Genomic DNA, 21,853 nt, shown 5'->3' with positions numbered 1-21,853 from the left:
ACTCGTGTTTCGAAAGCGGAGCGGGCCGGCTGTCAGGCGTCGCCCGCCAACGCCGCCGCGCGCCGGCGGCGTTCGCGGCTGTTCGCGAGGTGCGTGCGCATCGCGGCACGTGCCGCTTCCGGGTCCTGCGCCGCGATGGCGTCGTAGATGCTTTCGTGTTCGCCGTTCACGCGCCGCAGGTACGCGAGGCGCTCCGCATCGTCGGTGTGGGCCGGGTCCAGCCTGGCGCGCGGGATGGCGGCCATGCCGAGGGCGCTGATGAGGTCGGTGAAGTGCGGGTTCTGCGTGGCGCGGGCGATCTCGGAGTGGAACGCGAAGTCGGCGGTGACCGCGTCCAGGCCGGCGGTGACGGCCGCGGCGAACTCGTCGAGTGCCTGGCGCATCGCGACGAGGTTGGCGTCGGAGCGGCGCACGGCCGCGAGGCCTGCCGATTCGGTCTCGAGGCCGATGCGCAGTTCGAGCACCGCGATCACGTCGCGCAGCGTGGCGAGTTGTTCGGGCCCGATGCGGAAGGCACTCGCCTCGCCGAGGCCGACGACGAAGGTGCCCACGCCGTGACGCGTCTGCACGACGCCGGAGGCCTGCAGCTTCGACAGCGCCTCGCGCACGACGGTGCGGCTGACGCCGAACTCGTCCATGATCGCGGCCTCGGTCGGCAGCTTCGCACCCACGGCCAGCGAACCGGCTCGGACCCGCTCGATCAGCACGTCGACCACGTCGAGTGCGAGGTTGCGGGGCTTGGTGCGTCTGGTGGCCGTCGTGGGCGTGTTCATCGATTCCCTCTTGTGTTCTTTCCCGGTGCGACGGGTTGTATGACGACCCTCGCTACCCCGGACTGTAGCAAAGCCCGTGCGAAATGCGGCGCAACCTGCCGTCTCGCACGGGCTTCGGGGGCTTACTTCACGGGCGCGATGAACGCGATCAGCTTGCCCATGTTGGCCACCCAATTGCTCGTCGAGATGCCGAGCGGGCGGTCCTTGTTGGTGTACGGCGCGATCACCGGAGCGTCGAGCGAGTCGTACGGCGAGGTGTCGTACACATCGCCCACGTGCTTGCTCTGGTACGCGGTGCCCGTGTACGGCGTGGTGGGGCCGTCGCCGCGGTACGGATTGGTCACCAGCGTCAGCGGCGTGAGCCAGTGGTTCTTCGTGCCGAGGTCGTCGATCACGGCCTTGGCCGCGGCCTCCGTCACGTCGGGCGTCTTCATCACGGCGCCGGTGAACAGGTCGGGGAAGTCCACCTCGCGGATCGAGAAGTACTTCGGCAGCGCGCGCGGCGTGGTGACGTTGAGCGGCGAGTTCGCGACCATCTCGGCGATCTGCGCGTCCGTCATCGCGTTGAGCTGGTCGTACGTCGTCCGCAGGGCGGTGATGTTGATGTTGCGGCCGGCGGAGTAGTGGCTCGGTGTGTCCTTGTGGTTGTTGTCGGAGTAGTACGCGCCGTTGTGGATGTTGGAGCCGTAGCGGTGCACGAAGCGGCCGACGTTCGTGCCGAGCTCGATGAACGTCGGGTGCGTGCGGCCGCCGCCGAGCAGCGGGTTCTCTGCGATCTGCGTGGGCGTGAGCTTGCAGCTCTCGAGCCACGTGAGCGCAGCCGGCACACCGGCCAGGTACTTGCGGTCGCCGGTCACGCGGAAGTAGTTGAAGAGTTGCTGCACGTTCGTCTGCGTGGTGTGCGTCGCGAGCGACCGCGGCTCGTAGCTGCGCGCGCCGGCGGGCGAGCCGGCGGTGCGGCCGTTGCGATCGGCCGCCAGGTGCTGCAGGCCCCAGCCGGCCTGCGGCGCGGGTTGCTGCAGCGTGCGCAGGCATTCCATCGCGCGCTTGATGGGGTCGACGAGGCGGGTCTCGCCGAGTCCGATCACGCACATCAGCAGGAACTTGATGTTCTCGCCGGCGACGTCGTCGTTGAACGTGACCATCGTCGTGTAGTCCCCGTCCTCCATGTCGAAATGGGCGCCCACGGGAAGCTGGCCTGGGTTCTTGGGTGGCATCGACGAGATGGCCGCCGGCTGCACGGGCCAGCGCTGCGGCCAGCCGCCATCGGCCACGCCGCCGGTGAACTGCGCCTTCAGCACGAAGTCGATCGCCTTGTCGACGGCGGGCTTGAACTGCGCATCCTTCTTTTCGAGGTACGTGCGCAGCAGGAACTGCGAGGACACGGCGGTGCCGGCGTCGTCGAACGTCGCGTTGCCGTAGTAGTGCTGGAACTCCTCGAGGCGCCAGCCGTTGGCGCCCACCGTGTCGTACCAGTGCTTGAGCGAGTCCTCGCCCGCGAAGTCGTGGATGTAGTTCCAGCCGCCGGCCGGATGCTGGGCTGCCATCAGGGCCTGCGCGGTGCGCACGGCGGCTTCGTAGTACCGCTCGTCGCCGGTCGCGTGGTACGCGTCGAGGAAGGCATGGCCCGCGGTGGGGGTGCCCGGCGGCTGGATCCAGCACATGCTGCGCTTGGCTTCCATCTCGCCCCAGCTGACCGACAGGTCGGGGAGGTACTGCCACACGTAGCCGCCGCGGTACGAGACGTTCTCGTCCATGTGCTCGGCGGCGCGCTTCAGGGCGTCGAGGGCCGAGCCCCGCACGCCGGTCTCGGCCGGGGGCGCCGGGGTGGGGGTCACGTCATCGTCACCGCCGCACGCGGCGAGTGCGATCGGGGCCAGACTGGACATCACGAACATTCTGCGTTTCATGTTGAAGAGCTCCTCTGTGGGATGGGGTTTGCCGGGTCGGCACACGACGACTCTTGTTGTCGGTCATCGTACGACCAGCGTAGGTGGCGTGAATTCGTTCACAAATTCGGACAAACCCGAGGGGCGCACAGGGAGGGTCATTAGGGTAATCCCCGCAGTCTGTTGCCTTGACGCGAGGGGATCGGTGGGCGACGATACGATCCGTTGTACGACAACCTACAACACGGCATTTGCGCTGTAGGCGGCGAGTGCCGTGGTTGCGTTGTGTCCCGTGTCTTCTGCTGAATCCGGATCCACATGCCTGCCACCACCTGCTCCATCCGCTTCCCTCGCCTGCTGCTGACGGGCGCCGCCGGTGGCCTCGGCCGCGAACTGCGCTCGCGCCTGAAGCCGCACTGCGATGTCCTCCGCCTCTCCGACATCGCCGACCTGGGCACCGCCGCCCCCGGTGAAGAGCTGGCCATCACGCCGCTCGAGGACCGCGCCGCCGTGCTGAACCTGCTCGAGGGCGTCAGCGCCGTCGTGCACCTGGGCGGCGTCTCGGTCGAGACCCCCTGGGACCCCATCCTGCAAGCCAACATCGTCGGCACGTACAACCTGTACGAAGCCGCCCGCAAGCAGGGCGTGCGTCGGGTGGTGTTCGCCAGCTCGAACCATGTGACCGGCTTCTACCGCCAGAACGAGGTCATCGACGCGGACGATCCGATGCGCCCCGACGGCCTCTACGGTGTCAGCAAGGCCTTCGGCGAAAGCCTGGCCCGCTTCTACTTCGACCGCTACGGCATCGAGACCGTGGCGCTGCGCATCGGCTCGTCGTTCACCGCCCCGCGCGACCGCCGCATGCTCGCCACGTTCATGAGCTACGACGACCTCGAGCGCCTCGTGGTCGCCTCGCTGACCGCCCCGGTCGTCGGCTACTCGGTGATCTACGGCATGTCGGACAACCGCACCAAGTGGTGGGACAACACGAAGGCCGCCCACATCGGCTACGTGCCGCAGGACAGCTCCGAGCCCTTCCGGGCCGAGGTCGAGGCCCGCCAGCAGACGCTCGACTTCAACGACCCCGCCGTGCTGTACCAGGGCGGCCCGTTCGTCCGCACCGGCCCCTTCGAGTGACCGGAGTGACCGACATGCAAGCCGTCTCCGACATCCGCGACCAGGTGGGCGAAAGCCCGGTCTGGTCCGTGGCCGAACAGGCGCTCTACTGGATCGACATCGAGTCCCGCCAGATCCGCCGCTTCGACTGGGCCACCCGCACCGTGCAGAGCTGGGCCACGCACGAACGCATCGGCAGCATCGTGCTGCGCGAGGGCGGCGGCCTCGTGGCCGGCATGGAAACGGGTGTGTTCGAGATCGACCTGCCGGCCGGCAACCCGCACGCGGCCGAGCAGCTGCTGTTCCCCATCACGTTCGCCGAACCCGGCATGCGCTTCAACGACGGCCGCTGCGACCGCGACGGGCGCTACTGGGTCAGCACCATGGTGCGCGACATGTCGCTCGCCTCGCCTGCCGGCAAGCTCTACTGCGTGACGGCCGCCGGCATCGGCGAGCCGCTCGTCGAGGGCCTGATCACCGGCAACGGCCTGGCCTTCACGGCCGACCGCCGATACGTCTACTTCTCGGACTCGCACCCGAACGTGCAGACTGTCTGGCGCGCCCGCCTCGACGCCGAAGGCCACATGGCCCCGCGCGAGGTGTTCGTCGACATGAAGCCGATGCAGGGCCGTCCCGACGGCGCGGCCGTCGACGAGGACGGTGGCTACTGGATCTGCGGCAACGACGGTGGTGTGGTCCACCGCTTCACGCCCGACGGCAAGCTCGATCGATCGATCGCCGTGCCGGTGTCCAAGCCGTCCATGTGCGCGTTCGGCGGCCCCGAACTCGACCAGCTGTTCATTGCCTCGATCCGGCCCGGCAAGCCGGTCGATGGTTTCGATGCCGCCCTCGATGGCGCGCTGTTTGTCACGCGGCCGGGTGGGCGCGGTATCGCTGAAGTTCCTTTCCGCTCACGTTGAACTGGAGTCCTTGAATGAAAAACATCACTCTCCGCTTGCGCACCGGCGTCCTCGCCGCCGTCATGGCCTGCGTCGGTTCGGTGGCCATGGCCACGGAATTCCGCTCGTCCGACATCCACCCCGAGGACTACCCCACCGTGCTGGCCGTGCGCCACATGGGTGAGCTGGTCTCCCAGCGCACGAACGGCCGCCACAGCATCAAGGTGTACGCCAAGTCCGCCCTCGGCATCGAGAAGGACACGATCGAGCAGACCAAGCTCGGCGCGCTGGCCATGACCCGCGTGAACTCGTCGGCCATGAACAACGTGTGCCAGGAAACCACCGTCGTCACCATGCCGTTCCTGTTCAACAGCAAGGAACACATGCGCAAGGTACTGGACGGTGCCGTCGGCGACGACATCCTGAAGGCCTGCGCGGCCCAGGGCTTCATCGGCCTGGCCTGGTACGACAGCGGCGCCCGCTCGATCTACACGGTCAAGAAGCCCATCAAGACCCTGGCCGACGCCAAGGGCCTGAAGGTGCGCGTGCAGCAGTCGGACCTGTGGGTCTCGCTGCTGGAAGCCATGGGCGCCAACGCCACGCCGATGCCCTTCGGCGAGGTCTACACCGCGCTCAAGACCGGCCTGATCGACGCCGCCGAGAACAACTACCCGAGCTACGAGTCGTCGCGTCACTTCGAAGTGGCGAAGTACTTCTCGAAGACCGAGCACTCGATGGCCCCGGAAATCCTGCTCTTCTCGAAGAAGACCTGGGACACGCTGAGCCCGGAAGACCAGAAGATCATCCGCGAAGCCGCCAAGGAATCCGTCGTCTACATGCGCAAGCTGTGGGACGAGCGTGAAGAGAAGTCGCTCGCCACTGTCAAGGCCGCTGGCGCCCAGATCGTGGAAGTGGACAAGGCATCGTTCCAGGCCGCGATGAAGCCGGTCTATGACAAGTACCTTCAGGATCCGAAGCTGAAGGCCCTCGTCGCACGGGTGCAGGCCACGAAATGAGCGTTGCATCGCATTCCCCGGCAGCTCCTGTGACCGCGTCCTCGCCGCCGAACCTCTTTACGCGAACCTGCACGTTCATCGCGAAAGCGTGTCTGAACATCGGCGTGGTCGGCATGGTGCTGCTGGTGATTGCGGTGCTGTACCAGGTCTTCGGTCGGTACATCATGAACGACACGCCGACCTGGGCCGAAACGAGCGCGATCCTGCTCGTGCTGTACGTGACGATGCTCGGTGTGGCCGTCGGCGTCCATGACGCCGGCCACATCGGCCTCGAGTCCTTCCTGGTGCTGGCGCCCGAATGGCTGCGCCTGAAGCTCGAGATCCTGATCCACGCGCTGGTGCTGCTCTTCGGCCTCACGATGGCGTGGCAGTGCGGCATCCTGTCCGAGTCGGTGTGGGAGTACAAGCTCCCCACCCTCGGCATCTCCGAAGCGTTCCGGTACATCCCTGCCGTCATGGCCGGGATCCTGATCGCGCTTTTCTCCTTTGAACACATTGTTGCGCTCGTGCGTGGCACCGAGGTAGAGCCGGCATGGCACTGACAATTCTCTGCGTGACGTTCGCCCTGCTGCTGCTGCTGGGCGTTCCGGTCGCCTTCTCGATCGGTCTTTCCTCGCTCGCGGCGATCCTGTACGAAGGCCTGCCGCTCGCGGTGGGCTTCCAGCAGATGATCTCCGGGATGAACCCGTTCTCGTTCCTGGCGATCCCGTTCTTCATCTTCGCCGGCGAGATCATGATGTACGGCGGCATCGCCGACCGCATCATCGCGCTGGCCAAGAGCCTGATGGGCCACGTGCGCGGCGGCCTGGGCATGAGCAACGTCGTGGCTTGCACGCTGTTCGGCGGTGTCTCCGGTTCGCCGGTGGCCGACGTCTCGGCGATGGGCGCGGTGCTGATCCCCCAGATGAAGAAGGAGGGTTACCACGCCGACTACGCGGTCAACGTGACGACGCACGCGTCCCTCGTGGGCGCGCTGATGCCGACCAGCCACAACCTGATCATCTTCGCGCTGGCCGCCAGCGGCAAGGCGAGCATCTCGACGCTGATCCTCGCGGGCATCATCCCCGCCATCCTGCTGACGCTGTGCAACCTCGGCGCGGCCTACTGGGTCGCCGTCAAGCGCGGCTACCCGGCGGGTGAGTTCCCGGGCTGGGACATCGTCGCCAAGTCGTTCGCGCAGGCACTGCCGGGCCTCTTCGTCGTCGTGATCATCATCGCGGGCATCCTGTCGGGCGCGTTCACCGCCACCGAGTCGGCCGCCGTCGCCGTGCTGTGGGCGCTGCTGCTGACCGTCTTCGCGTACCGCACGCTGACGCTCGACCAGTTCATCCGCTCGGCCGCGAAGGCCGTGAAGACGACCGGTGTCGTGCTGCTGCTGATCGGCATCTCGTCGATGTTCGGGTACCTGATCGGTCTGTACGGCGTGGCGGAGATGACCGGCAACGCGCTGTCGCACCTGTCGGACAAGCCCTGGGTGATCTTCCTCTGCGTGAACGTGATCCTGTTCCTGCTGGGCACGTTCCTGGACATGGCCGCGACGATCCTGATCTGCACGCCGATCTTCCTGCCCATCTGCCAGCAGTTCGGCATGAGCACGGAGCAGTTCGGCATCGTGATGCTGATCAACTGCGCGCTGGGCCTGAACACCCCGCCGGTGGGCACCACGCAGTTCATCGGCTGCGCGATCGGCGGTGTGTCGGTGGGCACGGTGATGCGCACGATCTGGCCGTTCTACGGGGCGCTGATCCTGGCGCTGATGCTGGTGACCTATGTCCCCGGCTTCTCGATGTGGCTGCCGAACCTCATCCTGCACTGATCGGTTCGTCCCCATGGAAAAAGCCCGCTGCGAGCGGGCTTTTTTTCTGCCTGTCACCCCGGCGAAAGCCGGGGGCCACTCGGGGCGGTGGGTCCCGGCTTTCGCCGGGATGACATTTCGGTCAGAGGATCAGCAACGCCCGGAAGTCGTTCACGTTCGTGAACGTGGGCCCCGGCACCACGAGGTCGCCGAGGGGTTTGAAGAAGTTGTAGGCGTCGTTGCGGTCGAGGTGGTCGTCGGCCTTCACGCCGAGTGCCACGGCGCGGGCCAGCGTGTCCGGCGTGACGACGGCACCGGCGTTGTCCTCGATGCCGTCGATGCCGTCGGTGTCGGCCGCCAGCACGTACACGCCGGGTTCGCCCTGCAGCGCGATGGCGCAGCCGAGCAGGAACTCGGTGGCGCGCCCACCGCGGCCGCCCTTGGCCTTCACGGTGACGGTGGTCTCGCCGCCGCTCAGCACCACGCACGGTTTCGCGAACGGCTGGCCGCGGCGTGCGACGGCGCGGGCGAGGGCCGCGTGCACCTTGCCGACCTCGCGGGACTCGCCCTCGATCTCGTCGGACAGGATGTGCGCGTCGAGCCCGGCGGAGCGCGCGAGCGCTGCGGCGGCCTCGAGCGACTGCTGCGGCGTGGCGATCATGTGGACCACGTTGCCGTCGAAGCAGGCGTCGCCCGGCTTCGGCGTCTCGAACGCACCCGACTCGAGGCCGGCGCGCGCGGCGGCCGGCACATCGATGCCGTAGCGGTCGAGGATCGCGAGCGCGTCGGCGCACGTGGTGGAGTCGGGCACGGTGGGGCCGCTGGCGATCACCTCGGGCGAGTCGCCCGGCACGTCGCTGATCAGCAGCGTGACCACGCGCGCCGGCTGGCACAGGGCGGCGAGCCGGCCGCCCTTGATGGCCGACAGGTGCTTGCGCACGCAGTTCATCTCGTCGATGGCCGCGCCACTCTTGAGCAGCGCCTTGTTGATGGCTTGCTTGTCCTCGAGCGTGACCCCCTCGGCCGGCAGCGACAGCAGCGCGGAGCCGCCGCCGGAGATCAGGCACAGCACGAGGTCGTCGGCGGTGAGGCCCTTCGCGAGTTCGACGATGCGCGCGGCCGCGTCACGGCCCGCGGCGTCGGGCACCGGGTGGGCGGCCTCGACGACCTCGATGCGGCCGGGGTTCGCGCGGTAGGCCGGCGGCACGTGGTCGTAGCGCGTGACGACGAGGCCCGACAGCGGCGCGCCGGCCGGCCACAGCGCATCGACTGCGGCCGCCATCGCGCCACCCGCCTTGCCGGCGCCGAGCACCAGCGTGCGGCCCTTCGGCGGCGCGGGCAGGTGCGGCGCGGTGACGTCGGCCGGCAGGGCGCGCGACACCGCAGCGTCGTACAGGGAGCGGAGGAAGGCGACGGGATCGGAAGCGGGCGCGGTGTTCATGACCCGCATTTTCCGTGGTTGGGGCGCGGCTGCCCACCCCTTTTTCGTCCTGGGCACATCGATTGCCGAGAATGACGACATGCCCGATGCCAACGACGTCATCCTGGATCCCGACGACCTGGAGGCCAGGGCCTCCCGCGTGCTGTCCTTCGCGCTCGGCAACGGCGTGCTGTTCGTGCTGGCCGTCGACCCCGAGGTCTCGTTCGGCCGCGACGGCGTGGCCGACCCCGTGTGCTTCTTCTCCGGCGGACGGCTCATCGACCTGCCGAACGGACTCGCGCTGAGCTGGCGCCACGATGGCGAGGCCGAATGGTTCGGCGAACGCCCGCTGCTGCAGCACGGACGCACCCATCGCCTGGACCTGGCCGACGGCGTCGCCGAACGCGAGGCGGTGCTCGAGGACGCCGAGGGCCGCCAGACCCGGTGGCGCGAGACCCGTTTCGTGAGCCTGGCGCACGCGCACGTCGTGCAGCTGCGCTGGGAGCTGACGCCGCTGAACTGGTCGGGCGCGATCGTCGTGCGGTCCGTGCTCGACCTGCGCAAGCACCCGGTGGCGCACCCCGCGTGGGCGCAGGGGGGCGAGCCGGAGCAGGTGGAGAACCTGATGCCGTCCGACGGGCTCGCGGTGCGGGTGCGACGGACGCCGGACGGCACGCCGTGGCGGGTCGACGTCACGCTGCGCACGTCGGGCGCGCCGGGCCGCCAGGCGGGGCGGTCGCACGAGATCGGGGGCAGCGACCAGCAGCACCATGTCGAACTCGCCGAGCAGGCCTCGGTGTGCATCGACGTCGCGATGACGGTGACCGTCGACGACGGCGCCGCGCCGGTGTCCCCGCCCGGCTTCGAGCCCGAGCTGGAACGCCACCGCGCGGCGTGGCAATCGGTGTGGGAGCGGGTTTTCCTCGGCACGACGGATGCGGCACTGCAGCGCGCGCTGCGGTTCAACGCGTTCCATCTGCTGCAGGCCGTGTCGCCACGGTCGGTGGGGCGCGACGTGGGACTGCCGGTGTGGTCGGCATCGGGCCGCGAGCCGGGCCACGAGGCCTGGGACGAGGCGCTCGCGCTGCCGTTCTACAGCCTGCACCTGCCGGCCCTCGCGCGCGAAGTGATCCACCACCGCGCGCGGCGGCTCACGGCGGAGGCGCCGCGGGCGTGGTGGTCGGCGGCCGCGTTCGGTCTGTGGCGGCATCACCTTTCAACCCGCGACACGGCCCTGCTCGGCGGGGCGTCGGGGGAGCTGCTCGTCGCCTGCGCCCGGCGCTGGTTGGGGATCGATGCGCAGGCGCGGTCGCTGCCGGCCGCATGGACGTTGCGGTGCGCCGCGCGGCTGCGCGAGCATCTCGACGCGGCGGCGTGGATGCGGCTGCGCGAACGCACGGCCCTCTCCGATGCCGAGGTGGCCGCGTGGGACGAGGCGAGCCGGCACGTGCCCGTGGTGTGGTCCGGGGACGTGCTGACGCTGCCGGAGGGCGACGGCATCGACACGCTGACGCTGCTGCACCTGCTCGGCCCCGACGAGGCCGCCGACCTCGTCGCCCACCTGGGCGGCGTGGCCGTGGCGGGCTGGTACCCGAGCACCGTGCGGCACCACGCGGCCCTGGCAGCAGGCCCGGGCCGGCTGGAGGGCGTGTCGCGGGCGGGTGCCCTCGCGGCGGTCGACCGGGCCGCGTCGTGGGCGGCGTTCGAGGGGGCCGTGCATGCGCCGCTGCGCGGTGCGGCGACGGTCGAGGACGGCCTGTCGTTCGGTGCGATGGGCGGGGTGTGGGACGTGCTGCAGCGGCACTACCTGGGCCTGTGGCCCGTGCGGGACGGGCTGCGGCTGGACCCGCATCCGCCCGAGGCCCTCGACGAGGTCGCGGTACGGGTCGTGCTGGCGGGGCACTGGGTGAACGCGCGGCTCGAGGGCCGCCGCCTCACGCTGCGGACGTCGCCCGGCGCACCACCGCTGGTGGTGTGGTTCGCCGGAGAGGTCCACGAGGTGGGGCCCGATGCACCGTGGTCGGTGCCGTGCCGCTGAAGGGCGGCACGGGCGACACGGTCAGAACTTCACGTCGAGCGCGGCGCGCACTTCGCGCGGCGTGCCGTAGTACGAGTTCCACGTGGACATGTGGTACGACTTGTCGAACGCGTTGTTCAGGTTCACCGATGCGCCCAGGTTGCGGGTGATCTGGTAGCGCGCCATCAGGTCGACCACCGCATAGGCTTCCTGCGTGAAGCGCACGGGAATCGGCGCGGCGCCGCCGCCCGGGAAGATCGAGCGTTCGCTGTAGATCTCGCTCTGCCAGCGCACGCCGCCGCCGAGCGTCAGGCCGTTGCCCACCGAGGCCAGCTTGTAGGTGGAGAACAGCTTGAAGGTGTTGGCGGGGATGGAGGTGTCGAGCGGGCCGCCTTCACGCGTCTGCGCGAGGTTGCGCGCGAAGGCCGCGGACAGCTGCCACGCCGGGGTCAGCGCGCCGGACACTTCCAGCTCGAAGCCGCGCGACAGCGTGCCCGACTCGGCCCGGTACGCCGGCTTGTTCAGGTCGCCACCGACGAACTCGCCCGGGATCACCACGCCGAAGTTGTCGAGCTGGATGCGGTAGATGGCTGCCGACACGTTCAGCTGGTTGTCGAAGAAGGCGCCCTTGACGCCGGTCTCCCACGTGTTCCCCAGCACCGGGTCGAGGTAGCTGCCGTCGACCGACTGGTTGTTCTGCGGCTTGAAGATGCTGGTGTAGCTCGCATAGGCCGACCAGTGCGGACTGAAGTCGTAGGTCACGCCCGCGAACGGCGTGATCTCGCCGCTTTCGGCGCGCGAGGAACTGTCGTACATCACGCCGGCGTTGTCCACGTACGAGACGCTGTTGCGCCAGTCGGTGACGCGGGCGCCGAGGATGACCGACAGCTCGTCGGTCGGCTTCAGGCGTGCCGCGGCGAAGGCACTCGTGAGGCGTTCGCTGAAGCTCTGCGTGCCGCGCGGTGCGTAGACCGGTGCCTCGGGCGTGTTGCCGTCCCAGTTGTAGATGTCGGGGATGGGGGTCACGGCCCAGCCGGGGAAGTCCGGCGCGACGTCCCTGGTGCGCGACGTGCTCGCACCCACGACCAGTTCGTGCTTGCGGCCGAAGGCCTCGAACGGGCCGGTGGCACGCACGTCGAACGTCTCCTGCACCGGGGTGCCTTCCCAGCCGGAGCCGTACAGGGAGATGCCGCTGCCGGTGCCGGGTGTGAGGTTGCCGCCGGCGGCGTAGCCGAGGCGTTCGTCGTAGTCGCTCTCGGACCGGATGGCCGTGCCCTTCACCGACCAGCCCGAATCGAAGCGGTGTTCGAGCGAGGCGAAGAGGGAGCTGTTGTGGCGCTCGGAGTAGCCCCAGTTCGCGGCGGCCGAATCGGAGCGGGCCCAGTTGACCAGCGAGCCGTCCTTCGCGAAGAGGGGGCGTCCGCCGCGGGCGTGGCCGGTGGCGTCGTGGTGCTGGATCGACACGCCGGCGGTGGCCAGCGTGTTCGGGGTCAGGTCCGCCTCGAGGATGCCGTAGAGCACCTTCCGCTTCTCGTTCAGGCGGTCGATGTACGAGTCGTTGTCCTGCACCGCGGCCACGGCGCGGCCGCGCAGCGTGCCGGCCTCGTTGAGCGCGCCCGACACGTCCGCTTCGCCCCGGTAGTAGTTCCACGAGCCGACCTCGACACGGCCGGACGCCTGGAACTCCGCGGTGGGCTTCTTGCGGACGAGGTTGATGGAGGCGCCGGGCGAACCCACGCCGTTCATCAGGCCCGACGCGCCGCGCACGACTTCGACGCGGTCGAAGATCACGAGGTCGTTGGTCTGGAAGATGCTGCTGTAGTTGCTGTAGTTCTGCCCGACCCCGTCGATCAGGTAGTTCTCCACTGCGAACCCGCGCGAGTAGATGGTGCTCGAGTCGGAGCCGGCGTTGCCGCCCTGGCTGACGGACAGGCCGGCCACGTTCTGCACCAGGTCCATCATCTGCGTGAGCCCCTGGTCCTCGATGCGCTGGCGGGTGACCACGGTGACGGACTGGGGCGTCTCGCGCAGCGACAGGTTGAGGCCGGTGGAGGCGCTCGTGGCGCCGGTGGTGTACGAGCCGGTGCCTTCCGTGGTGGCCTCCAGCATGGCCTGGCTTCGCACCTTGATGACCGGCAGGGCGGCTTCGCCGCTGGTGTCCGTGGCGGCGGGGGACTTCACGAGGACGTAGCCGCCGCCCGGCTGCGCCGTGACCGTGAGGCCGGAGCCGGCGAGGATGCGGTCCAGGCCTTCGCGCACGCCGTAGCTGCCCGACAGCCCCGCACTCCGCTTGCCAGCCGTGAGCTGGCCGTCGATGGTCAGCGGCACGCCCGCGGCGGCGGCGAAGCGGGTCAGCACGTCGTCGAGCGGGCCGGCCGGGATCTCGTGGTGCGCCGGGGCCTGGGCACTCGCCTGGGCGCGGGCGACGGTCGCCGTGGCGCCGAGGCCCAGCGACAGGCAGGCGAGCAGCACGGCCCGGCTGAGGCGTGAAGGGGAAAACGTCGGGGCCACGGGGGCACTCGGGGTGGGCATGGGAACTTCCTCGGGGATGTGGATCAGGTGGCCGCTGGCGGCCTCTTCCTGTTTCCCGGACGAGAAAGGAAAAGTGCTACGGTCCGCGCGAAAAAAGTGCGGCTCAGCGCGCCCCGACCGTCACCCAGTAGCGCGACGTGTGCCGCACGTGGATCGGCAGCACCCGGGCCAGCGAGGCGAGCACGCCGTCGGTGTCGTCGAGGGGGTACACGCCGGAGACGACGAGGTCGGCGACGGCCGGGTCGCAGCGCAGCACGCCACCGCGGTGACGGGACAGCTCCGCGATCACGTCGGCAAGCCGCCACCGCTGCACCACGAGCAGCCCGCGTTCCCACGCGGTGGACAACGGGTCGGCGGCGTGGGGGGCGTCGACGTGGCCGGCGGTGAACCGTGCCTGCTGTCCGGCGGTCAGCCGCAGCACGGCGGCGGGCAGGCCGTCCGGCGTGACCTCGACCGCCCCCTCGAACACCTGGGCGATGGCGCCCTCGGCCGTGCGGCGCACGCTGAAGCGGGTGCCCAGCGCGCCCACGCGGCCTTCGCGGGTCTCGACGACGAAGGGGCGCGACGTGTCGTGCGCCGTGGTGACGAGCAACTCGCCCGCGTGCAGCCGCAGGCGGCGTTCGCGGGCGTCGAAGTGCACGTCGGCGGCGGTGCCGGAGTTCATCGCGACCCGGGTGCCGTCGGGCAGGGACAGGTGCCGGCGTTCACCAGGGCCGGTGCGCAGGTCGGCGAGGGCCGTGCGCCACGGCGGCGTGTCCATCGTCAGGCTCGCGAGCCCGCTGGTGGCCGCCAGCAGCCCGAGGCCGCCCAGCACCTTGCGGCGGGCCGGCACGCGGTCGGGCCCCGCGCCGCGGCGCAGCACCGAACTCGCGACCACACCGGGCGCGGCATGCAAGCGCTGGCTCATCTGCTGCACTTGCTGCCAGGCACGCTCGTGTTCGGGCTTGGCGGTGCGCCAGCGCTCGAAGGCGTCCTGCTCCTGCGGCGTGACCTCGCCGGACCAGAGCGTGACCTGCCACTCGAGCGCGGCCGCGTCGGCCGCCGAGGGGGCGGTCTTCAATGCGTGTCGCCCCCGAGCACCGCGAAGCAGGCCGTCACGGCCTTGAGCATGTGCTTGCGCACGGTGGCGACGGCGATGCCCAACTGCTCGGCGATGGCGCTGTAGGTGAGGCCGTCGAACTGCGAGAGCAGGAAGGTCTCACGCACCTTGGGCGCGAGGGCGTCGAGGGCTGCGTCGATGCGGGTCAGCGCCTCCAGCACGAGTGCGCGCTCCTCGACCGACGGTGCGAGCGCGGGCGGCTGGTGCACGAGCATCTCGAGGTAGGCCTGTTCGATGACGCGCCGGCGGTGCTGGTCCACGACCAGGCCCTTGGCGATCTGCATCAGGTGCGCGCGGGACTGGTCCGGCGGCGGCGTGCGCCCGGACACCAGCACGCGCAGGTAGGTGTCGTGCGCCAGGTCGGCCGCGTTGTCGGAACACCCCAGCCGCTTGCGCAACCACCCGTACAGCCAGCCATGGTGATGGCTGTAGAGCGAATGGATTTCGTGTGGCGGGGCGAGCTCGACGGCCGGCATGGCGAACTACAGTAATGAGAACGTTTCTCATTATAGGGAGTGGCGGCCGGGTTGTCGGTCGGGTGTCGGAGGCGCGCCACATGCCTGCCCGCAAGCGGCCGCCTACTGCGCTTCGGGGGTGGTGCGCGTGGTGCCCGACACCGTCCCGATCAGCGCGGCGACGGCGCTGGCGGCCCGTTCTTCCGCCTCGGCCCGGACGGTGGCGATGTCGATGCGGCCGGCCAGGATCGCGCGGTTCACCGTGTCCCAGTGCCTCACCCCGGCGGCAGGCACGTCGATTCCGCGCCGGGACAGGCCCCGCGACACCAGCGCCTCGGCGGCGGCGGCGCCGTATTCCTCCCGGAGGCCCGCATAGGCGGAGGTCTGGCGGGCCAGGTTGGCGGTGCCCTTGACGTCGTCGGGTTGCATGGGGAGGTCCTTTCGTTGAGTGGGAAGACGGCAGCGAAGGTATCGTCGGGCACCCCCGGCGTCCACGTACACCCGGGCCGTTCCGGGTCTACCTGGACTTCACCTGCCGACCTTGTCCCTCATGGCGAACCACCCGATCATCCAGCAGCGGCAATCCGAGTTCGACCGCCTCCTCCTGTTGCAGTGTGCGATCCGGCGGTTCCGGCAGGAGCATCCGGCGGCGCTCGAGGGGCTGCGCGCGTTGCGCAAGGGGCTGGTCGAGGCGCTGGGAACATCCCTTCGTCCCGAAGCCTGGCTGTCCGATCTGTTCTGGCTGGTGGACAGGCGGAGCGGCCGGGAGGCCCTCCGGTCGGGCCGGTTCGACGTGGCGCTCGACCAGATGGGGCATGCCGGCTCGCCGCCCCGGGTGCGGGAGTCTCTGATGCGTGCCCTGTCGGCATTGGCCGCGCACCTGGACCTCGTCGAGGACCTGCTCGACCGCTTCAACTACTTCGACTTCTTCGGCCTGCTCCCGATGACCGGCTTCTGCCACGGGGAGTTGCTGTGCCTGGAGCTGGACCGGGCGATGTCCGGTGTCATCGGTCTGCCGGAGCCGGGGGCCAGGGCGGATTTCCAGCCCTGGCCCCCGGGGAGCGAGGTTCCCGAGGACAGGCTCCGCATCCATCGCCTCCTGAGTCCGATGTACCAGCCCGCGGACCTGGATGTCGCCTGCGCCCTGCTCGGCGCGCGGACGGCGATCCACGACTTCTCACCCAGCATCACGTTGAAGGAAGTGAATCCCCGGCGCGTGGAGGCGCCATCGGGAGGGCGGGCCCTTCAGCTGCGCATCGACCTGCACCGCGCGCCCGCGGAGATCGATCAGGCCCTGGACTACCTGCGGGTGGCCATCCAGCAGGCGCTGCAGGACGAACACGGCGAAGCCTTCGATGCGCCGATGTGGGAGGAATACCGGAACTCCGGCTTCTTCCGATCGGGCCAGCCGAAGCCGATCCACTTCCGCCAATGGAACGAGGTTCTTCCCGCGATGCTGGGGCTGTGGCTCTGGGACCTGGTCCGGGACGGGACGAGTGTCGCCCATGGCCAGGAGTTGATCCAGGACACCCGGGAGGCCTGGCGCCGGATCCACCTGTACGCGCTGCCCACGAGCCAGGAGCAGGCGCTCGGCAAGCAGTACCGGGGAATCGACCGCCTGATCTCGGCGGGACATGCCGAGGCCGGGGACCTCGATCATGCGATCGCGAGGACCTGCGTCCGGCTGGGGCCGAGGGTGCGATAGAAAAGAATCGGAAAAGCCCGGGCAGGATTTGCCATCCCGAGGCCGTTTCGGATTTCAAGTGATTTCGCGCCTCACCACACTCGAATGGACACAGTTTCGGAGTTTGATGAATTATTCGACCCAAAGGCCATGATGTGGCATCATTTCGGAATTCAAGAAATTGTCCCCCACGGACGGCCATGGCCACCGACATCCCGGGAATTCCGAAATGAACGCCAGCACTTCCTCCGAGCTCCTGCGCATCACGGCTCCGGCCGACGTGGGTCCCGCCATCCGTGCACGACGCCGAGCGCAGTCACTTCGAATTGATGATGCCGCTTCTCTGAGCGGCGTCTCCGTCGACCTGCTGTCCCGCTTGGAAAACGGCAAGGGCTCGGTCCGGCTCGACAAGCTGCTGACTGTCCTCGACGGACTGGGGCTGACACTCGTGCTCGGCCCGAAGGATCACCCGTGGATGCAGGCGGTGGCGCGTCCGCAGGCCACCTCTTCTGAGCAGCCATGACGCACGTCGAGGCCCCCGCCGCGCCGCATGCGCTGACCCTGTGGGCCGACGGCCGGCAGGTCGCGACGCTGGGCTACGCCCCGTTGGACGACCGTTGGTCGCTCGACTACGCCCCCGACTGGGTCAAGGTGCCGGCTTCGTTCCCGCTGTCGCCCGCGCTGCCGATCGAGCCACCGGCCGACGGCTACGCCGCCGGCGCCGTCAAGCGTTTCGTTGAGAACCTGCTGCCCGAAGGACGCGCGCTCGACATCACGGCGACGACCTACAAGGTCTCCAAATCGAACATCTATGCGCTTATCAGTGCGCTGGGCACGGAGACCACGGGCGCGTTCCGTTTCCTGCAGCCCGGCGAGGTTCAGCCCGCCGTCGCCGCCACGCCGCCGCGAGAGGTGACCCGCGAGGAGTTGAACAAGCGACTGGACGAGCGCGACGACATTCCGCTGGCGGTCTGGGACGGCAAGGTTCGCATGTCCATCGCTGGCGTCCAGGACAAGCTGATGGTCTATGTGGATCGTGCCTTGGACGACGGCGGCCGCCTGTACCTGGTCGAGCCTCCTTTGGCGTCGACACACATCCTCAAGCCCGAGCCCGAGCCCGAGCCCGGGCGACCCGTGACACCGCATCTGGTGGTCAACGAGCACTTCTGCATGTCCTTGGCCCACCGCATGAAGCTGCCGGTGGCCGATGTCGCCATCTACAGAACGCCCAGGCCGGTCCTGGTGGTCCGTCGCTTTGACCGAGAAGTGGTGCAAGATGACCAAGGGGTCAAGGTCAGGCGTCTGCACATCATCGACGCCTGCCAGGCCTCGGACCTGCCCGCCACCTACAAGTACGAGCGCAACCTCGGGAGCGGGGAGCACGTGCGCAACGTCCGTGAAGGCGTGAGCTTCGAGGTGCTCTTCGACCGTGTGGGGCAAACCGTCAACAAGGCCGCCGCGCGCCTGACCCTGCTCCGGTGGGCGCTGTTCCAGTTCTTGATTGGCAACTGCGACGCGCACGGCAAGAACTTCTCGTTCTTCGTGCGCCGCGAAGGGCTGGAACCCGCACCTTGGTACGACCTGGTGAGCGTGGCGCAGTACCCGGGCATCGACCACGAGCTGGCCATGGCCTGGGGCGACGCGTTCAAGCTGGAGGAGGTGGCGGCGTTTCAGCTGGCCGACTTCGCCAGGCGCTGCGGCGTCGACAGGCGCCTGCTCCAGCGAGAGGCCTCGCGACTGGCCAAGTTGACGACGACGCACGCCCCGGCGCAGGCGTTGATGCCCGACTATGTGGACGACGGTGAGCGCGCGTTCGCCGAACAGCTTCGGGACTTCGTGCTTGGCCAGGCGGTCAGGCTGACGAAGCTGGCCAGTGACGCGGTCAAGATCAAGGACGAATACCTGTAGCGCCGGGCCGCCCGGGGGGCGTTCTCTGCGGGGAGGGAGTTCCCCCTGGCAGGGGCGCCAGATTCGCAGGAATCGGGCGCGGATTGTAGAAAAGCCCCGGGCACGTGAGTGCACGGGGCTTCCTATGACGATCCTGGTGGCCAAGGGCGGAATCGAACCACCGACACGCGGATTTTCAATCCGCTGCTCTACCAACTGAGCTACTTGGCCGCGAGCCTGAGAGTATAGCCTGAAAAATGGTCGTGGCGGAAGAGGCTCGTTTCAGAGCGTGCCGTTTCGCTTGTTGCGGGTCAGGTCGACCCCCAGTTGCTTGAGCTTGCGGTAGAGGTGGGTGCGCTCGAGGCCGGTCTTCTCGGCCACGCGGGTCATGCTGCCGTTTTCCTTCGAGAGGTGGAATTCGAAGTAGCTTTTCTCGAAGGCGTCGCGGGCCTCGCGCAGCGGGCGGTCGAGCTCGAACAGCTGTTCGCTCTGCGGGCCGAGCGGCATCGCGGCGAGCGGCAGCGAGTTCGCGGGGATCATCGTGGTCTCGATGGTCATGAGGCCGTCCGGGCGCAGGGCCACGGGCTGCGGGCTCGCGGGGCCCGGTTGCGGCCGCGGCGCGGGCTTGGCCAGCGCCTGTTCGACGGCCCGCAGCAGTTTCTGCAGCGTGATGGGCTTTTCCAGGAAGGCGATGGCGCCCACCTTCGTGGCCTCGACGGCGGTGTCGATGGTGCCGTGGCCCGACATCATGATGACGGGCATGGTGAGCTGGGACGTGGCGCCCCATTCCTTCAGCAGCGTGATGCCGTCGACGTCGGGCATCCAGATGTCGAGCAGCACGAGGTCGGGGCGAACGCGCTCGCGGCAGGCCCGGGCCTGCGCTGCGTTTTCAGCCAACTCGACGCTGTGACCCTCGTCGGTCAGGATCTCCGAAAGCAGGGCGCGGATGCCCAGTTCGTCATCAACAACAAGAATGGTGGCCATGGGTCCTCGATGCGCCCGGCGTCAAGCGGTTGCAAGCACAGCGGGGGGGCTGTCTGCCGGCGCCAATTTTGAAAATGATATCGAAACTTGGGCACCGGCAATACCCTGCCCTGCCTCCGCCTCGCCCGGGAGGTTCGCGAGCCGGATCCGTGCCCCGTGTTCGTCGACGATCTTCTTCACCACCGCGAGCCCGAGGCCCGTGCCCTTGCTCTTCGTGGTGACGTACGGTTCGAAGGCCCGTTTGAGCACCTTCTCCGGGAAACCGGCGCCATTGTCCAGCACCTGGAGGCGCACGGCGCGCACTTCGCCCTGCTCGTTGCGCGCGACCTCGGTGCGGAGGCGCACATGGCCGTCGGCCCGGTCGTTGACGGCGTCGAGCGCGTTCTGCACGAGGTTGTGGATCACCTGCCGCAGCTGCGTGGTGTCGCCCACGATGAGGGGCAGGCCCGGCATCAGCTCGGCCTTCAGCCGGCCCGACTCCTGCGCGGTGGCGTAGAGGCCCAGCACCTCGCTCGCGAGCGCGTTCAGGTCGAGCGACTGCAGCCGGGCCGACGGCAGCCGCGCGTAGTCGCGGAACTCGTTGACCAGCGTCTTCATCGCCTGCACCTGGTTGACGATGGTGCCCACGGACCGCACGAGCATCGCCTGGTCGGTGCCCTCGAGCTTCGACTCCAGCTTGTGCTGCAGGCGCTCGGCCGACAGCTGGATGGGCGTGAGCGGGTTCTTGATCTCGTGGGCGAGGCGGCGCGCCACCTCGCTCCAGGCCTCGGCGCGCTGCGCGGAGACCACCTCGGTGATGTCGTCGAACACCATCAGCCGGCCCGCGTGCGGCATGGCCGCGCCGCGCACGAGCAGCGTGACCTTGTCGCGCTCCATGCCGTGGACGGTGGGGGTCTGCAGGTCGAACGCGTCCTGCCAGTGGTCGCGTTCTCCGGCCTCCGGGCTCGTGCGGTGCAGGTCGAAGCGCTGCTGGACCGCCGCGGCGAAGTCCTCGAGGCCTGGCACCTCGCCCAGCGGCCGACCGCGGTAGGCCGACAGCGGCAGGCGCAGGATGCGCGTGGCGCCGGGGTTCACCGTGTCGATGCGGCCCTCGCGGTCGAACACGATCACGCCGGCGGTCAGGTTGTCCAGGATGGTCTGCAGGTTCGTGCGGGCGGACTCCAGCTGCGACAGGCTGCGCTGCACGAGCGAGCGCGCGTCCGACAACTGCCCCGTCATGTCCGCGAACGAGCGCGTGAGGCCGCTCAGTTCGTCGCTGGCAGCCAGCACCTGCTTCGGCGTCAGGTCGCCGCGGGACACCTGCCGCACACCGTCGGCCAGCACGAGCAGCGGCCGCGCGAGCTGGTTGCCGAGCGTGACGGCGAGCAGCAGCGCGCCGAACACGGCGAGGATCAGCGTGAGCGTGAGCGTGCCGATGTACATGCGCCGCAGCCCGTTGCGCGCGAGTGCGCGGGCCTGGTACTCGCGGTACGCGGCCTGCACCGACAGCGCGTTGGCCACCACCTGGCTCGGCAGCAGCTGCGTCACCATCAGGAAGCGGTCCTGCGCGTTCAGCGAGAAGCTGCTGTTGGGCATGTAGGCCAGCGCGCGGATGCGGGCCTCCGACGTGGTCGACGGGTTGTCCTCGTCGAGCCCCTCGAGCTGGCCCACCACGCGCGAGGTGCGGGCCGCGCGCAGCTGCGCGGTCGTGGGCCGCTCGGGCGCGAAACGGGCGGTGCGGCCCGTGGTGGCCAGCACCTGGCCGCTGGACCCGAGCAGCGTCACCTCCTGCGCCGACAGCTGCTCGCGCAGCCGCTCCAGCGCGATGGGCTGAACCGTCTGCGACGTGTCGGTGAGCCGCTCGGCGGCGAGGCGGGTCTTGGTGGCCAGGTCGTTGACCTGCGTGTCGAGCGTGCCGCGGCCGAGGCTCAGGCCGGCCTCGAGCGCACCTTCCACCTTCAGGTCGAACCAGGACTCGATGCTGCGCGCCACGAACTGGTACGACACCGTGTAGATCAGCAGCCCCGGCAGCACACCCACCATCGCGAACACGAGCGCGAGCCGCATCAGCAGCCGGCTGCCGAACTTGCCGCGCCGCACGCGCAGCAGCAGGCGCACGCCGGCGATCAGGATCACGAGGGTGAGCAGGCCCGCCACGACCACGTTCACCCAGAACAGCCAGACGTAGTGCTGCTCGTAGAGGCCGCGGCTGTTCGTGGCGATCGACAGCAGGAACACCAGCACGAGGCCGGTCCCGATCACGGCGACCAGCGAGATGATCCACGCCCACCGGGATGCCTTGCTCATG

The 21,853-nt window shown here is 69.1% G+C and carries 18 protein-coding genes and 1 tRNA gene; 9 read left to right on the top strand and 10 right to left on the bottom strand.

Annotation, left to right across the window (positions count from 1 at the left end; all coding sequences use genetic code 11):
* Positions 1–32: 32 nt before the first annotated feature.
* Together A4W93_RS27330 and A4W93_RS27325 are read right to left on the bottom strand one after the other, a co-directional pair.
* Positions 33–773 (bottom strand): FadR/GntR family transcriptional regulator, encoded by a 741-nt coding sequence (locus tag A4W93_RS27330; RefSeq protein WP_085753616.1) that lies wholly within the window; start codon positions 771–773, stop codon positions 33–35.
* Positions 774–895: 122 nt separating this feature from the next.
* Positions 896–2,683, bottom strand: a complete 1,788-nt coding sequence (locus tag A4W93_RS27325; RefSeq protein WP_085753615.1) for a pectate lyase — start codon at positions 2,681–2,683, stop codon at positions 896–898.
* A 297-nt stretch (positions 2,684–2,980) separates the two neighbouring features.
* On the opposite strand from A4W93_RS27325, the gene A4W93_RS27320 reads away from it, so the two are divergent.
* The 5 genes from A4W93_RS27320 (at position 2,981) to A4W93_RS27300 (ending at position 7,509) form a co-directional block, all read left to right on the top strand.
* Entirely contained in the window at positions 2,981–3,799 is an 819-nt protein-coding gene (locus A4W93_RS27320) for an NAD-dependent epimerase/dehydratase family protein (RefSeq protein ID WP_085753614.1), read from the top strand.
* Positions 3,800–3,813: 14 nt separating this feature from the next.
* Positions 3,814–4,698 (top strand): SMP-30/gluconolactonase/LRE family protein, encoded by an 885-nt coding sequence (locus A4W93_RS27315; protein ID WP_085753613.1) that lies wholly within the window; start codon positions 3,814–3,816, stop codon positions 4,696–4,698.
* A 62-nt stretch (positions 4,699–4,760) separates the two neighbouring features.
* Positions 4,761–5,693: a TRAP transporter substrate-binding protein gene (locus tag A4W93_RS27310; RefSeq protein WP_237357828.1), complete on the top strand. Its 933-nt coding sequence runs from the start codon at positions 4,761–4,763 to the stop codon at positions 5,691–5,693.
* Between the two features lie 113 nt (positions 5,694–5,806).
* Positions 5,807–6,235, top strand: a complete 429-nt coding sequence (locus A4W93_RS27305) for a TRAP transporter small permease (RefSeq protein WP_237357827.1) — start codon at positions 5,807–5,809, stop codon at positions 6,233–6,235.
* Positions 6,226–7,509 carry a TRAP transporter large permease gene (locus A4W93_RS27300; RefSeq protein WP_085753610.1) on the top strand — a complete coding sequence of 428 codons (1,284 nt, stop codon included), beginning with the start codon at positions 6,226–6,228 and terminating at the stop codon, positions 7,507–7,509. Before A4W93_RS27305 ends, A4W93_RS27300 begins: the two co-directional genes overlap by 10 nt.
* A gap of 121 nt (positions 7,510–7,630) precedes the next feature.
* Here the strand turns inward: A4W93_RS27300 and A4W93_RS27295 are convergent, their stop codons facing one another.
* A complete protein-coding gene (locus A4W93_RS27295) occupies positions 7,631–8,929 on the bottom strand; it encodes a glycerate kinase type-2 family protein (protein WP_099960000.1) in 1,299 nt (432 codons plus the stop codon).
* Positions 8,930–9,008: 79 nt separating this feature from the next.
* Here A4W93_RS27295 and A4W93_RS27290 point away from each other — a divergent pair, with 79 nt between their 5' ends.
* Positions 9,009–10,946 (top strand): glycosyl hydrolase family 65 domain-containing protein, encoded by a 1,938-nt coding sequence (locus A4W93_RS27290; protein WP_085753608.1) that lies wholly within the window; start codon positions 9,009–9,011, stop codon positions 10,944–10,946.
* Positions 10,947–10,967: 21 nt separating this feature from the next.
* On the opposite strand, the gene A4W93_RS27285 is transcribed toward A4W93_RS27290, so the two are convergent.
* The 4 genes from A4W93_RS27285 to A4W93_RS27270 all read right to left on the bottom strand — a co-directional run bounded on the left by A4W93_RS27285 (position 10,968) and on the right by A4W93_RS27270 (position 15,440).
* Positions 10,968–13,457, bottom strand: coding sequence for a TonB-dependent siderophore receptor (locus tag A4W93_RS27285; protein WP_085753607.1), 2,490 nt, complete (start codon positions 13,455–13,457; stop codon positions 10,968–10,970).
* A gap of 103 nt (positions 13,458–13,560) precedes the next feature.
* Positions 13,561–14,517, bottom strand: a complete 957-nt coding sequence (locus tag A4W93_RS27280) for a FecR domain-containing protein (RefSeq protein WP_085753606.1) — start codon at positions 14,515–14,517, stop codon at positions 13,561–13,563.
* Positions 14,514–15,032 (bottom strand): sigma-70 family RNA polymerase sigma factor, encoded by a 519-nt coding sequence (locus A4W93_RS27275; protein WP_085753605.1) that lies wholly within the window; start codon positions 15,030–15,032, stop codon positions 14,514–14,516. Before A4W93_RS27275 ends, A4W93_RS27280 begins: the two co-directional genes overlap by 4 nt.
* 102 nt (positions 15,033–15,134) lie before the next feature.
* Positions 15,135–15,440, bottom strand: coding sequence for a hypothetical protein (locus A4W93_RS27270; RefSeq protein WP_085753604.1), 306 nt, complete (start codon positions 15,438–15,440; stop codon positions 15,135–15,137).
* A 121-nt stretch (positions 15,441–15,561) separates the two neighbouring features.
* On the opposite strand from A4W93_RS27270, the gene A4W93_RS27265 reads away from it, so the two are divergent.
* From A4W93_RS27265 to A4W93_RS27255, 3 genes are all read left to right on the top strand, one after another.
* Positions 15,562–16,716 (top strand): hypothetical protein, encoded by a 1,155-nt coding sequence (locus A4W93_RS27265; protein WP_085753603.1) that lies wholly within the window; start codon positions 15,562–15,564, stop codon positions 16,714–16,716.
* A gap of 208 nt (positions 16,717–16,924) precedes the next feature.
* Positions 16,925–17,218, top strand: a complete 294-nt coding sequence (locus tag A4W93_RS27260) for a helix-turn-helix domain-containing protein (protein ID WP_085753602.1) — start codon at positions 16,925–16,927, stop codon at positions 17,216–17,218.
* Positions 17,215–18,603, top strand: coding sequence for a HipA domain-containing protein (locus tag A4W93_RS27255; protein WP_085753601.1), 1,389 nt, complete (start codon positions 17,215–17,217; stop codon positions 18,601–18,603). The genes A4W93_RS27260 and A4W93_RS27255 overlap by 4 nt, the downstream gene beginning before the upstream one ends.
* A gap of 134 nt (positions 18,604–18,737) precedes the next feature.
* Here the strand turns inward: A4W93_RS27255 and A4W93_RS27250 are convergent.
* The 3 genes from A4W93_RS27250 to A4W93_RS27240 form a co-directional block, all read right to left on the bottom strand.
* Positions 18,738–18,813, bottom strand: a tRNA-Phe gene (locus A4W93_RS27250).
* Positions 18,814–18,864: 51 nt separating this feature from the next.
* On the bottom strand, positions 18,865–19,566 hold the full coding sequence (locus A4W93_RS27245; protein WP_085753600.1) for a response regulator: 702 nt from the start codon (positions 19,564–19,566) through the stop codon (positions 18,865–18,867).
* 21 nt (positions 19,567–19,587) lie between these two features.
* Positions 19,588–21,852 carry an ATP-binding protein gene (locus A4W93_RS27240; RefSeq protein WP_085753599.1) on the bottom strand — a complete coding sequence of 755 codons (2,265 nt, stop codon included), beginning with the start codon at positions 21,850–21,852 and terminating at the stop codon, positions 19,588–19,590.
* Position 21,853: the final 1 nt, after the last annotated feature.

The organism is Piscinibacter gummiphilus (genome assembly GCF_002116905.1).
Classification (GTDB): Bacteria; Pseudomonadota; Gammaproteobacteria; order Burkholderiales; family Burkholderiaceae_C; genus Rhizobacter; species Rhizobacter gummiphilus.
The sequence above is the reverse complement of the archived record's forward strand: the minus strand, read 5'-3'. Positions and strand labels throughout refer to the sequence as shown.